Origin of the sequence: Kribbella rubisoli (assembly GCF_004217145.1) — a bacterium.
Classification (GTDB): domain Bacteria; phylum Actinomycetota; class Actinomycetes; order Propionibacteriales; family Kribbellaceae; genus Kribbella; species Kribbella rubisoli.
Genome location: NZ_SHKR01000013.1, coordinates 490701 through 505742, shown reverse-complemented (window position 1 = coordinate 505742; position 15042 = coordinate 490701). Strand labels below are relative to the sequence as shown.

11 protein-coding genes are annotated in these 15042 nt (G+C 68.3%); 4 read left to right on the top strand and 7 right to left on the bottom strand.

Going from position 1 to position 15042, the window contains the following annotated elements; genetic code table 11:
* Window positions 1–36 precede the first annotated feature (36 nt).
* A complete protein-coding gene (locus tag EV645_RS22580; RefSeq protein WP_130445948.1) occupies window positions 37–540 on the top strand; it encodes a GNAT family N-acetyltransferase in 504 nt (167 codons plus the stop codon).
* Window positions 540–1589 (top strand): pseudaminic acid synthase, encoded by a 1050-nt coding sequence (gene pseI / locus EV645_RS22575; protein ID WP_130445947.1) that lies wholly within the window; start codon window positions 540–542, stop codon window positions 1587–1589. The genes EV645_RS22580 and pseI overlap by 1 nt, the downstream gene beginning before the upstream one ends.
* On the opposite strand, the gene EV645_RS22570 is transcribed toward pseI, so the two are convergent.
* Window positions 1586–2362, bottom strand: a complete 777-nt coding sequence (locus tag EV645_RS22570) for a hypothetical protein (protein ID WP_130445946.1) — start codon at window positions 2360–2362, stop codon at window positions 1586–1588. The genes pseI and EV645_RS22570 overlap by 4 nt on opposite strands.
* Window positions 2363–2525: 163 nt before the next feature.
* On the opposite strand from EV645_RS22570, the gene EV645_RS22565 reads away from it, so the two are divergent.
* On the top strand, window positions 2526–3917 hold the full coding sequence (locus tag EV645_RS22565; protein ID WP_242000575.1) for a class I SAM-dependent methyltransferase: 1392 nt from the start codon (window positions 2526–2528) through the stop codon (window positions 3915–3917).
* Here the strand turns inward: EV645_RS22565 and EV645_RS22560 are convergent.
* The 5 genes from EV645_RS22560 to EV645_RS22540 are packed head-to-tail and all read right to left on the bottom strand — an operon-like array spanning window position 3914 to window position 11655.
* A complete protein-coding gene (locus EV645_RS22560; RefSeq protein ID WP_130445945.1) occupies window positions 3914–6061 on the bottom strand; it encodes a glycosyltransferase family 2 protein in 2148 nt (715 codons plus the stop codon). The two genes, EV645_RS22565 and EV645_RS22560, sit on opposite strands and share 4 nt — an antisense overlap.
* The gene (locus tag EV645_RS22555) at window positions 6058–7749 is read right to left on the bottom strand and encodes a hypothetical protein (RefSeq protein ID WP_130445944.1); all 1692 of its coding nucleotides are present in this window, start codon (window positions 7747–7749) and stop codon (window positions 6058–6060) included. Before EV645_RS22555 ends, EV645_RS22560 begins: the two co-directional genes overlap by 4 nt.
* Window positions 7742–8566 carry a DNA replication complex GINS family protein gene (locus EV645_RS22550; protein WP_130445943.1) on the bottom strand — a complete coding sequence of 275 codons (825 nt, stop codon included), beginning with the start codon at window positions 8564–8566 and terminating at the stop codon, window positions 7742–7744. The genes EV645_RS22555 and EV645_RS22550 overlap by 8 nt, the downstream gene beginning before the upstream one ends.
* Window positions 8566–10857 carry a glycosyltransferase family 2 protein gene (locus tag EV645_RS22545; protein WP_130445942.1) on the bottom strand — a complete coding sequence of 764 codons (2292 nt, stop codon included), beginning with the start codon at window positions 10855–10857 and terminating at the stop codon, window positions 8566–8568. Before EV645_RS22545 ends, EV645_RS22550 begins: the two co-directional genes overlap by 1 nt.
* Window positions 10858–10902: 45 nt before the next feature.
* Window positions 10903–11655 carry an N-acetyltransferase gene (locus EV645_RS22540; protein ID WP_130445941.1) on the bottom strand — a complete coding sequence of 251 codons (753 nt, stop codon included), beginning with the start codon at window positions 11653–11655 and terminating at the stop codon, window positions 10903–10905.
* Window positions 11656–11750: 95 nt separating this feature from the next.
* On the opposite strand from EV645_RS22540, the gene EV645_RS22535 reads away from it, so the two are divergent.
* Window positions 11751–13979 carry a hypothetical protein gene (locus tag EV645_RS22535; protein ID WP_130445940.1) on the top strand — a complete coding sequence of 743 codons (2229 nt, stop codon included), beginning with the start codon at window positions 11751–11753 and terminating at the stop codon, window positions 13977–13979.
* Here the strand turns inward: EV645_RS22535 and EV645_RS22530 are convergent.
* Window positions 13972–14988: a PseG/SpsG family protein gene (locus tag EV645_RS22530; RefSeq protein WP_242000574.1), complete on the bottom strand. Its 1017-nt coding sequence runs from the start codon at window positions 14986–14988 to the stop codon at window positions 13972–13974. The genes EV645_RS22535 and EV645_RS22530 overlap by 8 nt on opposite strands.
* Window positions 14989–15042 lie beyond the last annotated feature (54 nt).

The following is a 15042-nucleotide window of genomic DNA, read 5'->3' as shown; positions in this document are numbered from 1 at the left end:
GAACAGTGCTCACTGAGATGGCGCTAGGTTAGGTACATGCTGCGCACCGCTACTGAAGCCGATGTCGACATCATCCGGCGACTGCGGAACCAGCAGGCGAATCGTGACGTGAGCATCACCTCGCACGAGATCACCGCCGACGAGCACGCAGCGTGGTGGGCGAAGACGTCGAAGGACCCCAGCCGCCGTGTCCTGGTCTACGAACGGGACGGTGCGACCGCCGGCGTCGTGAACTTCTTCGACCTCGAAGGCACGTCCGGTGCGTGGGGGTTCTTCCTCGATGCCGACGGGCTCGCCGAGCGCGGGGAGACCTTGCCCGCGTGGATCGAGGTGATGCGCGAGGCCACGGCGTACGCGTTCGACGAGCTCGGCCTCGACGTACTCACCGGCGAGGTGCTCGAACACAACGCTGTGGTCCGGCAGATGAACCGGCGCTTCCGCTTCGTCGAAGGTACGCCGGAGGTCCGGTACGCCGACGGGCGCGAACTCACCGTGATACCGATCAGCCTGCGCAAGCAGGATCGACGCAAGGGGAAGTAATGAGCACCATCGAGATCGGCGGCGTGCCGGTCGGGCCGGATCACCAGCCGTTCGTCATCGCCGAAATGTCCGGGAACCACAACGGAGACCTGGCGCGGGCGCTCGACATCGTCCGGGCGGTTGCTGAGTCCGGCGCTCAGGCTCTGAAGCTGCAGACGTACACCGCGGACACGATGACGCTCGACCTCGACCTGCCGGCGTTCCGGCTGCCGGTCGAGCACGAGCTGTGGAGCGAGGCGCGGCTGTACGACCTGTACGAGGAGGCGCACACCCCGTGGGCCTGGCACGAGCCGATCTTCGAGCTGGCGACGTCGCTCGGGCTCGTGGCGTTCTCGTCCGCGTTCGACCAGACCGCGATCGACTTCCTCGAGAAGCTGAACGTCCCGGCGTACAAGGTCGCGTCGAACGAGATCGGTGATCTTCCGCTGGTCCGCGGGATGGCGGAGACCGGGAAGCCGATCATCATCTCCACCGGCTCCGCGACGCTGACCGACATCGACGCCGCGGTCCGGGCCGCGCGCTCGACCGGCAACGAGCAGATCATCGTGCTGTCGTGTACGGCGAGCTACCCCGCCCCGCCCGAGCAGTCGAACCTGCGCGGCATCCCGGTCCTGCGCGACGCCCTCGGCGTACAGGTCGGCCTGTCGGACCACACGATGGGCATCGGCGCTGCTGTGGCTGCTGTCGCGCTCGGCGCGACGGTGATCGAGAAGCACGTCACGCTCAAGCGGGTCGACGGCGGCGTCGACTCCGCGTTCTCGCTCGAACCGTGGGAACTGGAGCTCCTCGTCGAGAGCGCCCGCGTCGCCCAACTCTCACTGGGCAAACCAGTCATCGGCCCCAAACAAGCCGAAGAGAACGTCCTCCGCTTCCGCCGCTCCCTCTACGTCACCCGAGACGTCCAAGCCGGCGACGCCATCACCCCCGACAACGTCCGCTCCATCCGCCCCGCCGGCGGCCTCGCCCCCGACTTGTTCAACCAAGTCAACGGCCGCCCCTTCCGGGTAGCCACCAAGGCCGGCACCCCACTCACCTGGGACCTGCTCTAGCTCATCGGGGTCAGGGTTTTCAGGCTGTCCCGGGCCTTCGTCGCGAAGGCGAGGAAGGGCTGTTCGGGATTGATGAAGGCGTCCAGGCGGACGAGGACGACGTACGTCGGTGTGCGGTACTGCAAGGTGCGCTCGGTGTAGGTCTGGGCGCCGACCGGGTACGTGCGGACGATGTAGCGGGCGCGGACACCGAAGCCGGGTAGGGCGCGCTCGACGACCGAGGCGCGGGCCTTGCCGTCGGTCAGGATGTGGGCGCATTCGGGTGGGGTCGGTAGGCGCTGGTCGAGGAGCCGGTCGCCGAGCGCGCCGGCCAGCTCGACGACGTTGACGCTGACGAACGGGCGCTCACGGCCGACCCCCTGGCCGAGGGAAGCGAAGCCCACGGCCGAAGGTGTGGTCGGCGCGATGAAGTCGCCGGGCACACCAGGGACGCCCTGGTAGCGGATGACGTCCCGGCAGATCGCCGGTTCGACCTTCCAGACGGCCAGCGGATCCGGCCGCCAGGTCGCGGTCGGCGCGGGCGGATAGATGTAGAGCGACTTCTCCAGCTTGTGCGTCCCGTACGCCGTCGGAAGCGCCAGCTGCAGGTCGTTCGCGGTGTACCGGAACTCGGCCGGCGTGGGAGTCGTCGACGCCCGAGGGACCGTCGTCATCGCCGTAGGCGCCGCACTGGGAGTGGCCGACGGTGCGGTGTGATCGGTTGCCCGGTCGGACGTCGTGCAGCCGGTGAGGATCAGTGCGAGGCAGCCGGCTGCCAGAGCCCATCGTGTCACCGCGGTCCCTCCCCCTGGGATCATGTTCTGTCTGATGCATGCTACGCAGGAAAGGTTGGCCGGGGTGACCGAGTACTTGTTGTTTCCGGGGCGGCATCATGTGTTGACCCGGTTTCAGGGGGAGTTTCTGCGGAGGTTCGCGGGGCGGACCGTGGTGTGGGCGGTGACGTCGGCTAATCATCAGACGACCAAGCGGAATCCGGTGGGGTTCGATCGGCGGGAGGCGGCGATCGAGCGGTTCAGTGTGGCGGCGGGGATTCGGTCGTTGGTGGTGGGGGTGGTGGATACGCCGCCTACGGATGACTTTGCCGAGGTGACGGTGAAGGCGATCGAGGCGGGGACCGATGATCTCGTGCGGTTGACGCCGGGGAATACGGTCGTCGCTTGTTCTACGCCGGCCGTGAGTAAGTTGTACGAGCGGTTGGGGTTCACGGTGATCGGGGTCGAGCCCGAAGGTGTCGCGCGGCCCTGGGACGTGCTGCTGATGATTGCTGAGGGCAATGATCATTGGAAGGAACTGGCGCATCCGGCGACCGTGGATGTGTTCGAGCGGTACGCCCTGGACGCGCACGTCGCGCGGTGCGTGAACGACCCGGTGGTCGGCGACGACGGCGGACTCACCACGACCCGCGACTACAAGACGTACGCCGACGCGTTCGAATCCGCCGCGGACCGGAAATGGCAGCAAATAAAGGGTTTCGTCCGCCCCGGACGCATTCTCGACATCGGCTGCGCGACCGGCGCGACCCTGCAACTGATCGATGCGGACCCGCGCTTTCACGAGTCGGATCTGATCGGCGTCGAGGTCGCCCGGCATTTGTACGCCGAATGCGTGCACAAGAAAGAGCAAGGCCTTTTCACCAACCCGAACGTCTATTTCTATCAACGCAACATGCTCGGCTCGGCCGTCTTCCTGCCGCGGTCGATCGACACCACACTGACGCTCGCACTCACCCACGAGATCTGGTCGTACGCCGACGGCTCGCGTCCCGACACGGTCCAGCGCTTCGCCAATGCGCTCTTCGCCCACACAGCACCGCACGGCGTCTGGATCAACTCCGACGTGTGCGGCCCCGATGAGCCCGACCGCCCGGTCGTTTTGCGGCTCGACGACAGCGACGGCGAGAACCCGCAAGACATCACCGAACTCCAAGTGCTCGACGATCCAGCGGCGTACATCAGCAAGCTCTCGACCCGCGCACGGTTCTTCCAGTTCGCACACGACTTCCGGCGTAACGCCAAAGTCGCCTTCGAGTTCGACGTCGCCGGCGACAAGCTCACGCTCCGGCTGGCCGACGCGATGGACTTCCTGACCCGCAAGGACTACGTCGACAATTGGCTGAGCGAGACACACGAACAGTTCTGCGGCCTGAACTTCGCCGGCTGGTCCGCGGTTGCCGAACGCGCCGGCTTCACCGTCGACCCGGCGTCGAACGCGTGGCGCAACGACTGGGTCATCGACAACCGCATCGCCCCGGTCGCCTCCATCACCACCCCGGACGGCGATCCTGTCGACTGGCCGGTCACCCACCAACTGCTGGTGGCGAGGCGCTAACTCACCTCGAGATGCAACGTGCCGGCCAGTGGACGTACGGCGAACGCGTGCCGCCCCCGGGTGATCATGAGCGGCAACCGGCTGGACAAGAACGGCTCGCACTGGACCGCATGCGACGTACCGGCAGGCGCCGTCGCGAAGAGGATCCAATCGGCCGGCTCCAGCTCCGCCATCTCGACAACAGCCGCCCAGCCGTCATCGGACACGGTACGACGGCACGCAACGTCCACGTAGTCGTCGGAATCAGGCAGGTACCGTCGCCAGCTGAAGTCGACGTCGCCCCAATCGGGGCCCCGCACAACCAACATGTTGCCAGCAGCAACTGCTGTTGTTGCGGTCATCCGGATCGGGGACTCGTGCAGGTTCACGTAGCCGCCGGTCGATCGGGTCAGCATCACGACGCGACCGCCCTCGGCGTGTGAGACCAGCCGGTCGCCCGCCGTCCACAACAGCACCTGCTCGCGGCCTTCCGGCCCACGCATCCGGAACGCCCGCGTCGTCCGCTGGCTGAACGGATCGTCGGGGTTGATCTCCTCGAGCATCGGCCGGATCGGCAGCCGTGCGGTGAAGTCGCGGCCGTGGACCTCGATCGGCAGTTCCTCCACGCCGCCCGACAACGGCCGGCTGACGAACAGCGACGGCTCGTCCCACGCCGACCGCCCGTGCAGGATCAGCGCGTCGGGCGTCTGCTCGACCGAGGTCAGTCGGCACGGATCCGCCAACCGCCGTACGGCGAACGCGCCTTCCTTGCCCGGACCCGGCTGGATCCAGCTCGTCCCGTCGATCCACATCCCCGGCGGCCATCCCGGGCTGCCGGCCTTCTGCCCCCGCAGCATGTCCCGGCAGCGGATCCCACCGACCCGCATCCGTACGTCGAAATGCGAAGGGCCCGCCGGGCACTTGGCGAGCAGCTCCCGGCTGACACGGACCTCGAATCCGACAAGGCTCTCCTCGCCGCGAAGGTCGGTCTCGGGCAACCGCCGTACCGGAAGTCGATAGTTCCGGCCGGCGATGACGAGACCGATCCGGAGGCTCGACGGTTTGGACTGCAGGTGACGGATCTCGGCGGTGCCCCGTACCGACAGCTCGCCGTCGATCCAGGTCACCTCGCGGATGCTTGTTGCCAGCGTGAAGTCGGTCTTGGTCAGCGGCAGGTGCTCCTCCGCCGCGTCCGGGTCGAGGGCGACCAAGCGCAGCAGCTCGACGTCCCCCGCGCGGACAGCCGCGAACTGCAGTTGGGCGACCCGCGACGCGGTGTCGAGTACGGCGTTGTCCAGCCGGCCGAGGAGTTCGCTCGTCAGCTCGACGAGATGCTGCTCCTCCTCGGGCGGGACCGTGCCGAACGCGGACAGGATCGAGTGCAGGTCGATCTGGCGGAAGTGCGCGTGCACCCGGTGACGGATCTCGGGCAGCGCGTCCTCGATCTCGTCCAGCACGAGGCCGGCCGAGGCGACGCGGTCGCGGATGTTCGCGAGCTGGAACTTCTGCTGCGTGATCGAGTCACCCGACTCGCGCTCGCGCCAGAAGTAGACCGGCGCCGCGATCGCGTCGACGGTGACCGCGTCGAGGTGCGCCTTGAGAGTGACCGGGTAGTCCTCGTACCGGATCGCCGGGAAGCGGTACCCGTACTCGTCCCAGAACGACCGGCGGTAGACCTTGTTCCACACCATCCGGTCGAGCACGAGCTGCGGCGTTTCCGAGATGTGTGTCGCGAACCGGTCTTCGGTGAACGTCTGCCCGTGCAGCCACGACGGCCGTACGCCGTAGCTGTTGTTGAACCGTCGAGCGTTGCCGCCGGCGAAGTCCGAACCGGTCCGGTCGAGCGACTTGATCAGCAGTCCGAACCCGTGCCGGGTCACCAGGTCGTCGCTGTCGACGAACGTGATGTACTCCCCCGTCGCGTGCTCCACCCCGGTGTTGCGGGCGGGACCGAGCCCGGCGTTGTCCTGCTCGACGATCCGGAACCGCGAGTCGCGGGCGCACATCTCCTTCGCGATCACAGCGCTGTCGTCCGGTGAACCGTCGTCGACCAGGATCGCCTCGAAGTCGCCCCAGGTCTGTCGCGCGATCGAGTCCAGGCAGTCCCCGATGTACGCGCCGACGTTGTAGAACGGCACCACCACGCTCAGGCGCGGACTGCTCATCGCTTCCGGATCCGGCGGGCGAGCTTGCGGGCAACGGTCTTGGGCTTGCGGACCTGCGCCGCGTGGAAGATCACGCGCGAGACGGCGTACGTCCGGGAACCGCGGATGCGCTCGTGGGCGCTCGTGAGCCGCTGCAGCTGGCCGCGGAGCTCACGGATGCGGTTCTCGCGCGTCTTCATCGCCTTGTTGCGGAAGCCGAGCGTCCGCTCGAGTCCGTACACGTGCCCCTTGAGCTCGAACAGCTCCTGCTTGGCTTCCTCGGCCGCCGCCAGAGCCGTGCGTACGTCGACGGTGCCCTTGCGGGTCTCGAGTACGACGTCCAGCGCCGCCGCCAGTTCCTTGCCGCGAGCAACTTGTTGCGCGGTCGCAGGTGCGGTGTCGGGCGAGGTCGCCTGGAGCTGCTCGGGCGGCTCGACCCCGGACATCCCGAGCCACGCGGACACCAGGTCGTCGCCCACCATCCACGGCGGCCACGGATGCCGCCGATGCTGCCCCATCAACCGATCCTGGAACCGCACCCAGGCAGCCGCCAGCAGATCGTGCTTCTCCACACTTTCCTGAGCCACCCACGGCGAGACACCGGACGCGAAGGATTCGCCATCGAAGATGATGTCGTCCCATCGGACGATCACGCGCGATTCAGTTACCCACTCGCCCAGGTCGGCGGCGAGCTTGCGGAAGGCAGGCACGTCCTCGGCTGCGGCGAGGCGGAAGAGCACCGTCTCCACCGAGACACCAGAGGGAACTGCAGCCGGGACAACGTCCGGATCGAAGGACAGCTCCTCCACGGGAGCGGCGGAGTGATCGGACTCGGACGTGCCTGGCCCGATGGTTGTGGTGGTGTCCCAGCCGGTGAGGTTCTGGTCCGCAATCAGGACAGCTTGAGCGGTCTGCGCATACAGATCGTGCGACGGCTGGGCCCCGGAGATCGCCAGCCATCCAGTGGGCACCGACGCCAGCAGGCCCGCCCGCGCGGCCGTGTCGACACCCTCGTGCGGCGGCGACAGGAGCGGTACGTCGATGGACTCGAGCGCACCGACCGCCGACCGGGTGGGCAGCTCGCCGGGGCAGGCGCCCGCAGCCACGTCGGCGCGAATGAAGGTGCGAGACGCGAAGTCGGCGTACACCTCGGCTCGCCACGGCAGGGCAGCCTTCAACTGGTCGACGGAGACCGGGCGTGTGGGGTCGTCGTGGAGCGGGCGCCACTCGTCGTCGCCGTGGCGCTCGTGCGCGGGCCGGCTGTCCAGGAGGTTCAGGAGCGAGAACTCGTTCTCCAGCGCCAGCACGACGACCGCGTCTGGTGCCGCGAGCCGGGACAACGCAGCGAGTCGCTCCGTCCACGACAGGTCGGTGCTGTCGTAGCCCAGGATCCGGTCCAAGCCGTCGGTCGCGATGATGACGTCGTACGGCTCGCCCTCCAGCCCGTCCAGCGCGCCCGCGATCACCTGCAGGCATGGGCCGAAGTCCTCGCCGAGCTGCTGCGCATCGGCGACCGAGCGGACCAGGATCGTCACCTCGGACGAGTGCGCCAGCACGGACTCGATCTGCTGCGGCGCGTGCGGCCCGAGGATCAGCGTCCGGCGGTTGGCCGGGACGACGTCGGTCAGCAGCGCCGCAAGCGCCGGCCGCGGTGTCGTGTGATCGGTCCACGGCTGCATCTCCCCGCGAACCACCTGGACGTCAGACACGCTCTCTCCAATCGAACAGACTCCGCAGTTCCGCGGGCGGCATCATCCAGGGTTTCCCGAGCTCGAGGTCGGTGGTGGCTCGGGCGGCCTCGAGGTCGATCGACTTGCCGAGCAGCTCGGGCCACAGCCGCTCGATCCGGCTCTGCCCGCCGAACAACGGGTTCTCGCCCTCCATCTCCATCGGATCGCCGTACACCGCCGGTTCGCAGCCTGCCGCGATGCCGTAGAAGATCGCGGTCGACAGCCGGTTGGCCGCGACCCGCTTGTGCTTGCGCAGTTCGGCGAGCTGCTTGAACAGGAAGCGCCGATCGGTCCCCTCGTAGGAGAACCCGCGCCGCCCGAACGACACCACGCGGAAGCCGGCGTCCTCGTAGAACCCGCGCACCTCGGGCCGGTCGTACTCCGTGTAGTACAGGCTGAACGTGACCGGACCGTCCTCGGTCTCGCGGATCTCGTCGATCAGCCGCCGGTGGTCGCCGTGGATCTTGCCGCCCTCCCACCCGTGGAACAGGAACCAGAGCGTGCCTTCGCGCTCGACCGGCTCCTCCTTCTCCGGCTCGAGCTCCATCAGGTAGAGGAACGGCGCGCCGATGCTGTGGTAGTTCCGCCGGCCGAGCGCATGCCCGCGACGCCGCGGCGCATCGCTCCAGGTGAACCGCCAGGCGCCGTCGTAGAACTCGTGCACCGGGTTCCAGCCGCAGCCGATGTTCCAGCCGTGCTGCAGGTATCCCCGGAGCCGCGGCGGATGGTCGAAGTCGAACCCGGCGTACCGCGACAGGATGTGCGTCTGACCGTAGTAGTGGTTGTGATGATGCATCAGCGCACCTCGACGTGCAGAGTGCCGGCATGGGGTCGAACTGCGAGCGCATGCGTCCCGTGGGCGCCATGTGTAATTGCCAACGGCAACCGGCTGCACAGGAAGGGCTCGCACTGTACGGCGTGGGCCGCACCGTCGGGGGAGGTTGCGAACAGGATCCAGTCGGCCAGCGCGGCGAGCGGGTCGACCGACAGCTTCACCGCCGTCACCGGGATCAACGAGTCGACGTCGACCGCGGCCGACCACCCGTCGGCGGACACGGTACGACGGCATGCGACGTCGAGGTGATCGTCGGAGTCGGCCAGGTACCGCCGCCAGCTGAAGGTGACGTCGCAGCCCTCGGACCCGCGCACGACCAACTGATTGCCTTCAGCAACAGCATGGGCGGCGGTCGTCCGGATCGGCGACTCGTGCAGGTTCACGTACCCGCCGGTCGACCGGGTCAGCGTGACGACCCGATCGTCGACAACGCGCGAGACGGCCGAGTCGCCCGCGGTCCACAGCAACACGCGCTGCTGCCCATCCGGACCGTGAACCCTGAACGACCGGGTCGTCCGCTGGCCGAAGGGATCGTCGTGGTTCGCCGCCGCGAGGATGTCCCGGATCGGCAGCCGGGCGGTGAAGTCACGCCCGTCGACCTCCAGCGGAATCTCTTCCTCACCGCCGACGACCGGCCGGCTGAGATGCAACTCCGGCTCGTCGAACGACGCCCGACCGTGCAGCACGAGCTCATCATCGGACTGCTCGACCGCGGTCAACCGGCACGGGTCCGTCAGCCGCCGCAGCGAGAACCAGCCGTACTTGCCCGGCCCCGGCTGGATCCAGTTCGTCTCGTCGATCCATGCACCCGGCGCCCACCCGGGGCTTCCCGGTCCTTGGCCGCCGAGCATGCCCTTCCGGTCCCGCCGCCCCGACCGCATCCGCACCTCGAAGTGCGCCGGCGCCCCCGTGCAGAGAGCGAGCAGTTGAGGATCCAGCAGAATTTCGAATCCCACGAGCGACTTGTCCCCGTGCAGGTCCAGCGCGGCATACCGGCGTACCTCGAGGGGATGTGAGGTGTCGTCGACGACCAGCGCGATCTGCAGTTTCGACGAGCGATCCGTCTCCAGGTGGCGGATCTCGGCGGTGCCCTTGACCGACAACTTGCCGTCGACCCAGACCACCTCGCGCACGCTCGTCGCGAGAGTCAGGTCCTGCTCGCGCAGCCCGTACAGCCTCCGCGGTACGACGGTCTCGGCCTGCCCCGGGTAGTTGTAGTCGAGCTGCCGCGAACGCTTGCCGCGCGGAACGGCCCGAGCGCCGCCGCGAAGCCCGCCGGAGTTGCGGAAGACCGCGAGCCGACGAAGCAGCTCGACATCACCGGCGCGAAGCGCAGCGTGCTGGATCCGGTCGTACCGATGGGTGGCAGCCAGTACGTCGGCGTCGATCCGGTCGAGCAGCTCGCGCGACAGGTCGACCAGGTGCTGCTCCTCCTCGACCGGGACAGTGCCGAACGCGGACATCAGCGTCAGTACGTCGATCTGCGCCAGGTGCGCGTGCGTACGCCGACGGACCACCGGTACGGCGTTCTCGACCAGGTCGATCACCATGCCGGCCGAGGTGACCCGGTCGCGGATGTTGCCGAGCTGGAACTTCTGCTGGGTGATCGACTCGCCGGACTCCCGCTCGCGCCAGTAGTAGACGGCCTGCGTGATCGTGTCGACCGTGACCGCGTCCAGGTGGGCCTTGAGCGCTACCGGGTAGTCCTCGTAGCGGATCGGGGGGAACGTGTAGCCGTTCTCGGTCCAGAACGAGCGGCGGTAGACCTTGTTCCAGAGCATCCGGTCCAGGACCAGGTCGGGGAACTCCGTCACGTGCGTGGCGTGCCGGACCCGCGCGAACGGCTGCTTGTGCAGCCAGGACGGCCGGACGCCGAAGCTGTTGTTGAACCGCCGGGCGTTGCCGCCGGCGAAGTCTGAACCGGTTCGGTCCAGGGTCCGGACGAGGGCGGCGAATCCGTACCGCGAGACCAGGTCGTCGCCGTCGACGAATGCCAGATACTCACCGGTCGCCTCGCTGATACCCCGGTCGCGGGCCGGACCGGGGCCGGCGTTGTCCTGCTGGATCAGCCGGAACCTCGGATCCCGGGCGCAGAACTCCTTGGCGACGACAGCGCTGTCGTCCGGGGAACCGTCGTCGACGAGGATCGCCTCGAAGTCGGACCAGGCCTGCCGGGCAATCGATTCCAGACAGTCTCCGAGGTAGTCGCCGACGCCGTAGAAGGGCACCACCACGCTCAGCCGCGGCGTCACTCCGGTGTTTCCTCCCTCGACAGCGGTACGCGGGCCCCCAGGGGACTACGTAGCGGCAACGAGGTGAACGGTCAGGAGGTTATGCACGGGTTCGAACCCGTAACGTGCCCAGATCCGCTGGATGCCGGTCTGGTGGCCCTGCGTCGAGACGACGAGCCGCCGGGACGTACACGCGTCCTCGATCGCGGCGAGCAGGTGACCGTACCGGCCGCGGCCCTGCTCAGCCGGTACGACGCCGGCCAACTGGATCTCGGTCCACGAGCGCTGCTGGTCGATCGCCCCGAGGGCGAGCACCCGCCGGTCCGGACCCCGCAGTACGACGGCACCTGCCTCGGCGACGCGTCGCCGGGCCCAGTCCTGCCGACCGGCAAGCGCAAGGGTGCGGTCGAAGATCGGGTTGGCGCAGTAGTGGTTGCCGGAGTCGCCGAAGACATCCGCGACCAGGTCGTCCACTAGATCGTCGTCGGCAGTGGGCTCGAGCTGCGCACTGAACCCGGCCAGCGGCGCGGGGCGGCGGCCTTTGCCGGTCGGCAGCGACCAGTAGACGACGGTGTCGGCGAGCAGCGCCTGGCGCGGTCCGCTCGCCAGCGCGGCGAACCAGGTGGTCTCACGGGCCGGATAGCGCAGCACGATCACGTCAGCCGTCGACGCCTCGACCGCGCCCAGCACCTCGGCGAGCGGCGTGCCGGCCGACGCCGAGACGGACATCCGGTCGATCGAGACACCGAACCGCTTCGCCGCGTCAACGGACGGCCGCACGGTCAGCTCGCCGGCCTCGAGAGCGTCGTACCAACTCATAGGGCGTCGAGCTTAAGGCATGGCGGTGGCCTCGAGGTGACCACCCGTGAATCGCCGGGCACGCTCCGGGGCGAAATTCACATTAGTGTTACGGCATGCGCGCGAGAGCGAGGCGGCGGGGGCCGCGTACTGCGGGGCCTTCCCTTTCCGGTCTGGTCGCCGGGCTGGCCGTCGTGGTGCTGGCGTTGGTCCTGCTCGCGCTGCATGCGACGTTCTTCGAACTCGTCCGGTTCGTGCTGTTCACCGGGGTCGTGGTCATGCTGCCCGGGTTCGCGCTGTGGCGGCTGATCGGCGGGTACGGGCGCAACCTGGTCGAGGACCTGTCCGCGGGGTTTGCGGTCGGGACGGCCGGGCAGGTGCTGGTCTACCTGGCCAGTGCGTCGATCGGTCTGCAGGCCTGGTCGTGGGTGTGGGCGCCGGTCGTGCTGGTGGTCGCGTTCGTCGACAGTGACGCCCGGGCGCGGGTCTGGCGGCGGGTCGAGAAGCCGCTCCGACCGCTGCAGGCGTGGCTGCTCGCGGCGTCGACCGCAGTGGTGCTGCTGATCGTGTATAGGCGCGGTCCGGGGCAGTTCCTCCCGGCGTACACGGATCCGCTGCGGGCGTACCCGGATCTGGCCTTTCAGCAGGCGCTGGCCGCGAGTGCGAAGTACGACGTACCGATCTCGACGTTGTGGCTCGGTGGGGAGCCGATGAAGTACCACACGTTCTTCCACCAGGCGACGGCTGCGACGCAATGGGGTACGCGGATCGATCTGACCGATCTGATCCATTCGCTGAGCTGGCTGCCGCTGTTCCTCGCTGGCTGCGGGCTGGTCTTCGCACTGACCACTCGGCTTGCTCCGACGGCGGAGTCGGGCGCCACCTGGGCCGGCCCGCTCGCTGTGTTCGTTGCTGGCCTCGGTGGGGCCATGCAGCCGTTGGGCGGGGCTGGGCTGGGCGGCGTGTCCACTGCGGTCGCGGCGTACCTGAGTCCGACGCAGAACCTCGGAGTACTGATCGCACTGGCCGTGTGCATCGTGGCGGTGGACCTGTTGCGGTCCGACAGCAAGCCGCGCAGCCGGTGGGTGTTGCTGGTGCTGCTCGCGTTGGTCGCGGCCGGGGCGAAGTCGACGATCCTGCCGCTGGTGGGCGTCGGGTTCGCGTTCGCGTTCCTGCAGTTGGGGTTGGCTCGGCGGAGTACTCGGCCTGCGTTCTACGGCGGGTTGTTGTCGCTCGCGGTGTTCGTGGCCGCGTTGATCACGATCTTCGGCGGGAGCACGTGGGGGACGGAGATCAAGCCGTTCGAGACGTTCGTCCAGCTGGCGCCGTACCCGCTGCTGATGTCGAACCCGCACGCACAGTTGTTGTCTGGGGCAACGACTCTGCTGAGTTGGGCGCTGGCGGCATCGGGATTGTTCTTCCTCGGCCGGAGGTGGCGGGACACCGGCGCGGTGTTCCTGGCGGGCTTCGTGGTCGCGGGGTTGCTGGGCACGCTGCTGACGACACAGTCTGGCGTCAGTCAGCTCTACTTCCTGCGTACGGCGTTCCCGGTGGTCGCCGTACTGGCGTCTGTCGGGCTGGCGAATCTGGTCGGGCGGCTGGGCGATCGGCGGGCCGTCATACTCGTCGGTGCGGGCGGACTGCTCGGTCTGGTGGCGCTGGCGATCGCTCGATGGCAATCCGCTGATCTGCCTGGCATCAAGGCTCCATGGCTGTGGACGCTGGCGGCCGTCCTGGGGGTTGCCGTGCTGGTGGCCGTTGCCTGGAAGCTGGCGCGACGGCCGGGCAACTTCTTCGTGGCGTTGCTCGGCGCCGCGGTCGCAGCGTGCATGATCGGCGCAGCGCTGGTGCCACTGCAGGCGTTCGTGTCGGACAAAGCATCGAATCTGGTCTTCGCGCATCCGTTCCGCGGCGGTGCGACGGCTGCTGAAGCGGGCGCTGCGCAGTGGCTCCAGCGAAACAGCACACCGGGCGATCTGGTCGCGACCAACGCGCACTGCATCATCCAACGCAACGGCCTCTGCGACAGCCGGCACTTCTGGCTCGCTGCATTGTCGGAGCGCCCAGTGCTCATCGAAGGCTGGTCATACTCCAACCAGGCCAACCGGATCGCTCTCACCACCGGCGGCAACCCGAGCCTCATCCCGTACTGGGACAGCAGCGAGCTGGCCGCCAACGACATCGCCTTCAAGTCACCCACACCCGCGTCGATCGAGCGACTACGCCAGGCCGGGGTGCGCTGGCTGTACGCCGACAACCGCGCCGGCGGCGTATCACCCGCGCTCCGCAATTTCGTCCGGCTGCGCCACGCGACTCTGGACGCAACGATCTACGAACTCAAATGAGCTGCAGGAGGGCGTCAGCCACCCGCTCCCGCCCTCTGCCGTCGACCAACTCCCAGCCCGCACTCGCCAACCGGCCACGCTCAGCCGAGTCAGTCAGCAGTCGCTTGAGTGTCGGGACCGCGGACATCGTGTCCGCCTCCAGTGCGCTCAACAAACCCAGCCCAGCCGCCGCACCGGTACCGACAGCGCGCTCGTAGCCCATGACCTGGTTGTCGACCACACAGACCAGTCCGGTCGTCGCCCCGAGGCAGAGCAGCTCCCAGGTCGACGTACCGGACGCACTGATGGTCAGGTCGGCGGCACGCACCTCGGCGGCCAGTTGATTGGTCGGACCGATGATCTGGAGGTGCTGGTGCGGCTGCAGCTCGACCGCGGCGATCCGTTCGGCCAGGTCCGGGCTGGGCGCGACTATGGTCGCCTCGAACGGCAGGCCGGTCGCCGCTAGCGCGCGTGCGACGTACGGGCCGGCGCCGAAGGCATCTGTGCCGCCGAAGAACGCGAACACCTTCGGTACTGCGGTCTGCCGGGCCGTGGGCGGTTCGGCCGGACGGTGATGGAGGACCTCGTCGCGAATCATCACGTACGGCAGACCGGCCAGCCGGACCGAGTCCCGCGGCAGCGTGGGGTGGTCGAGCTCAGCGGCGAGGTTCTGGTCGACCAGCACGTCCGCCTCCGCCCCACGGAAGTCGCCGTCGACGATCGCCAGCGTGGGAAGCGCCCGGGCAGCCGAGTAGACGGATGCGTCCAGGTCGTAGGAGTCGAAGACGACCGCGTCGAGGCCTAGCTGTGCGAAGAGCTCGAGATGCTCGGCGGGTGTCCAGACCGCCGGATGTACGTCGATGCCGCGCGCTGCGATCTGGTCCGCCGCCCACGGCACGGTGTGCGCGTCGCAGATGAAGAGCAGTTCGACGTCGCGCCGGCGTACCTCCTCGGCGAGCGCGAGGCAGCGCATCACGTGCCCGATGCCCCGGGCGGGGCCCACATCACATCGCACTCCGACGCGTTTCACGCCCAGACCGTACCGGGCCGCATATCCGTTTCTCCGGGCCGGCCCAGCGTGAGA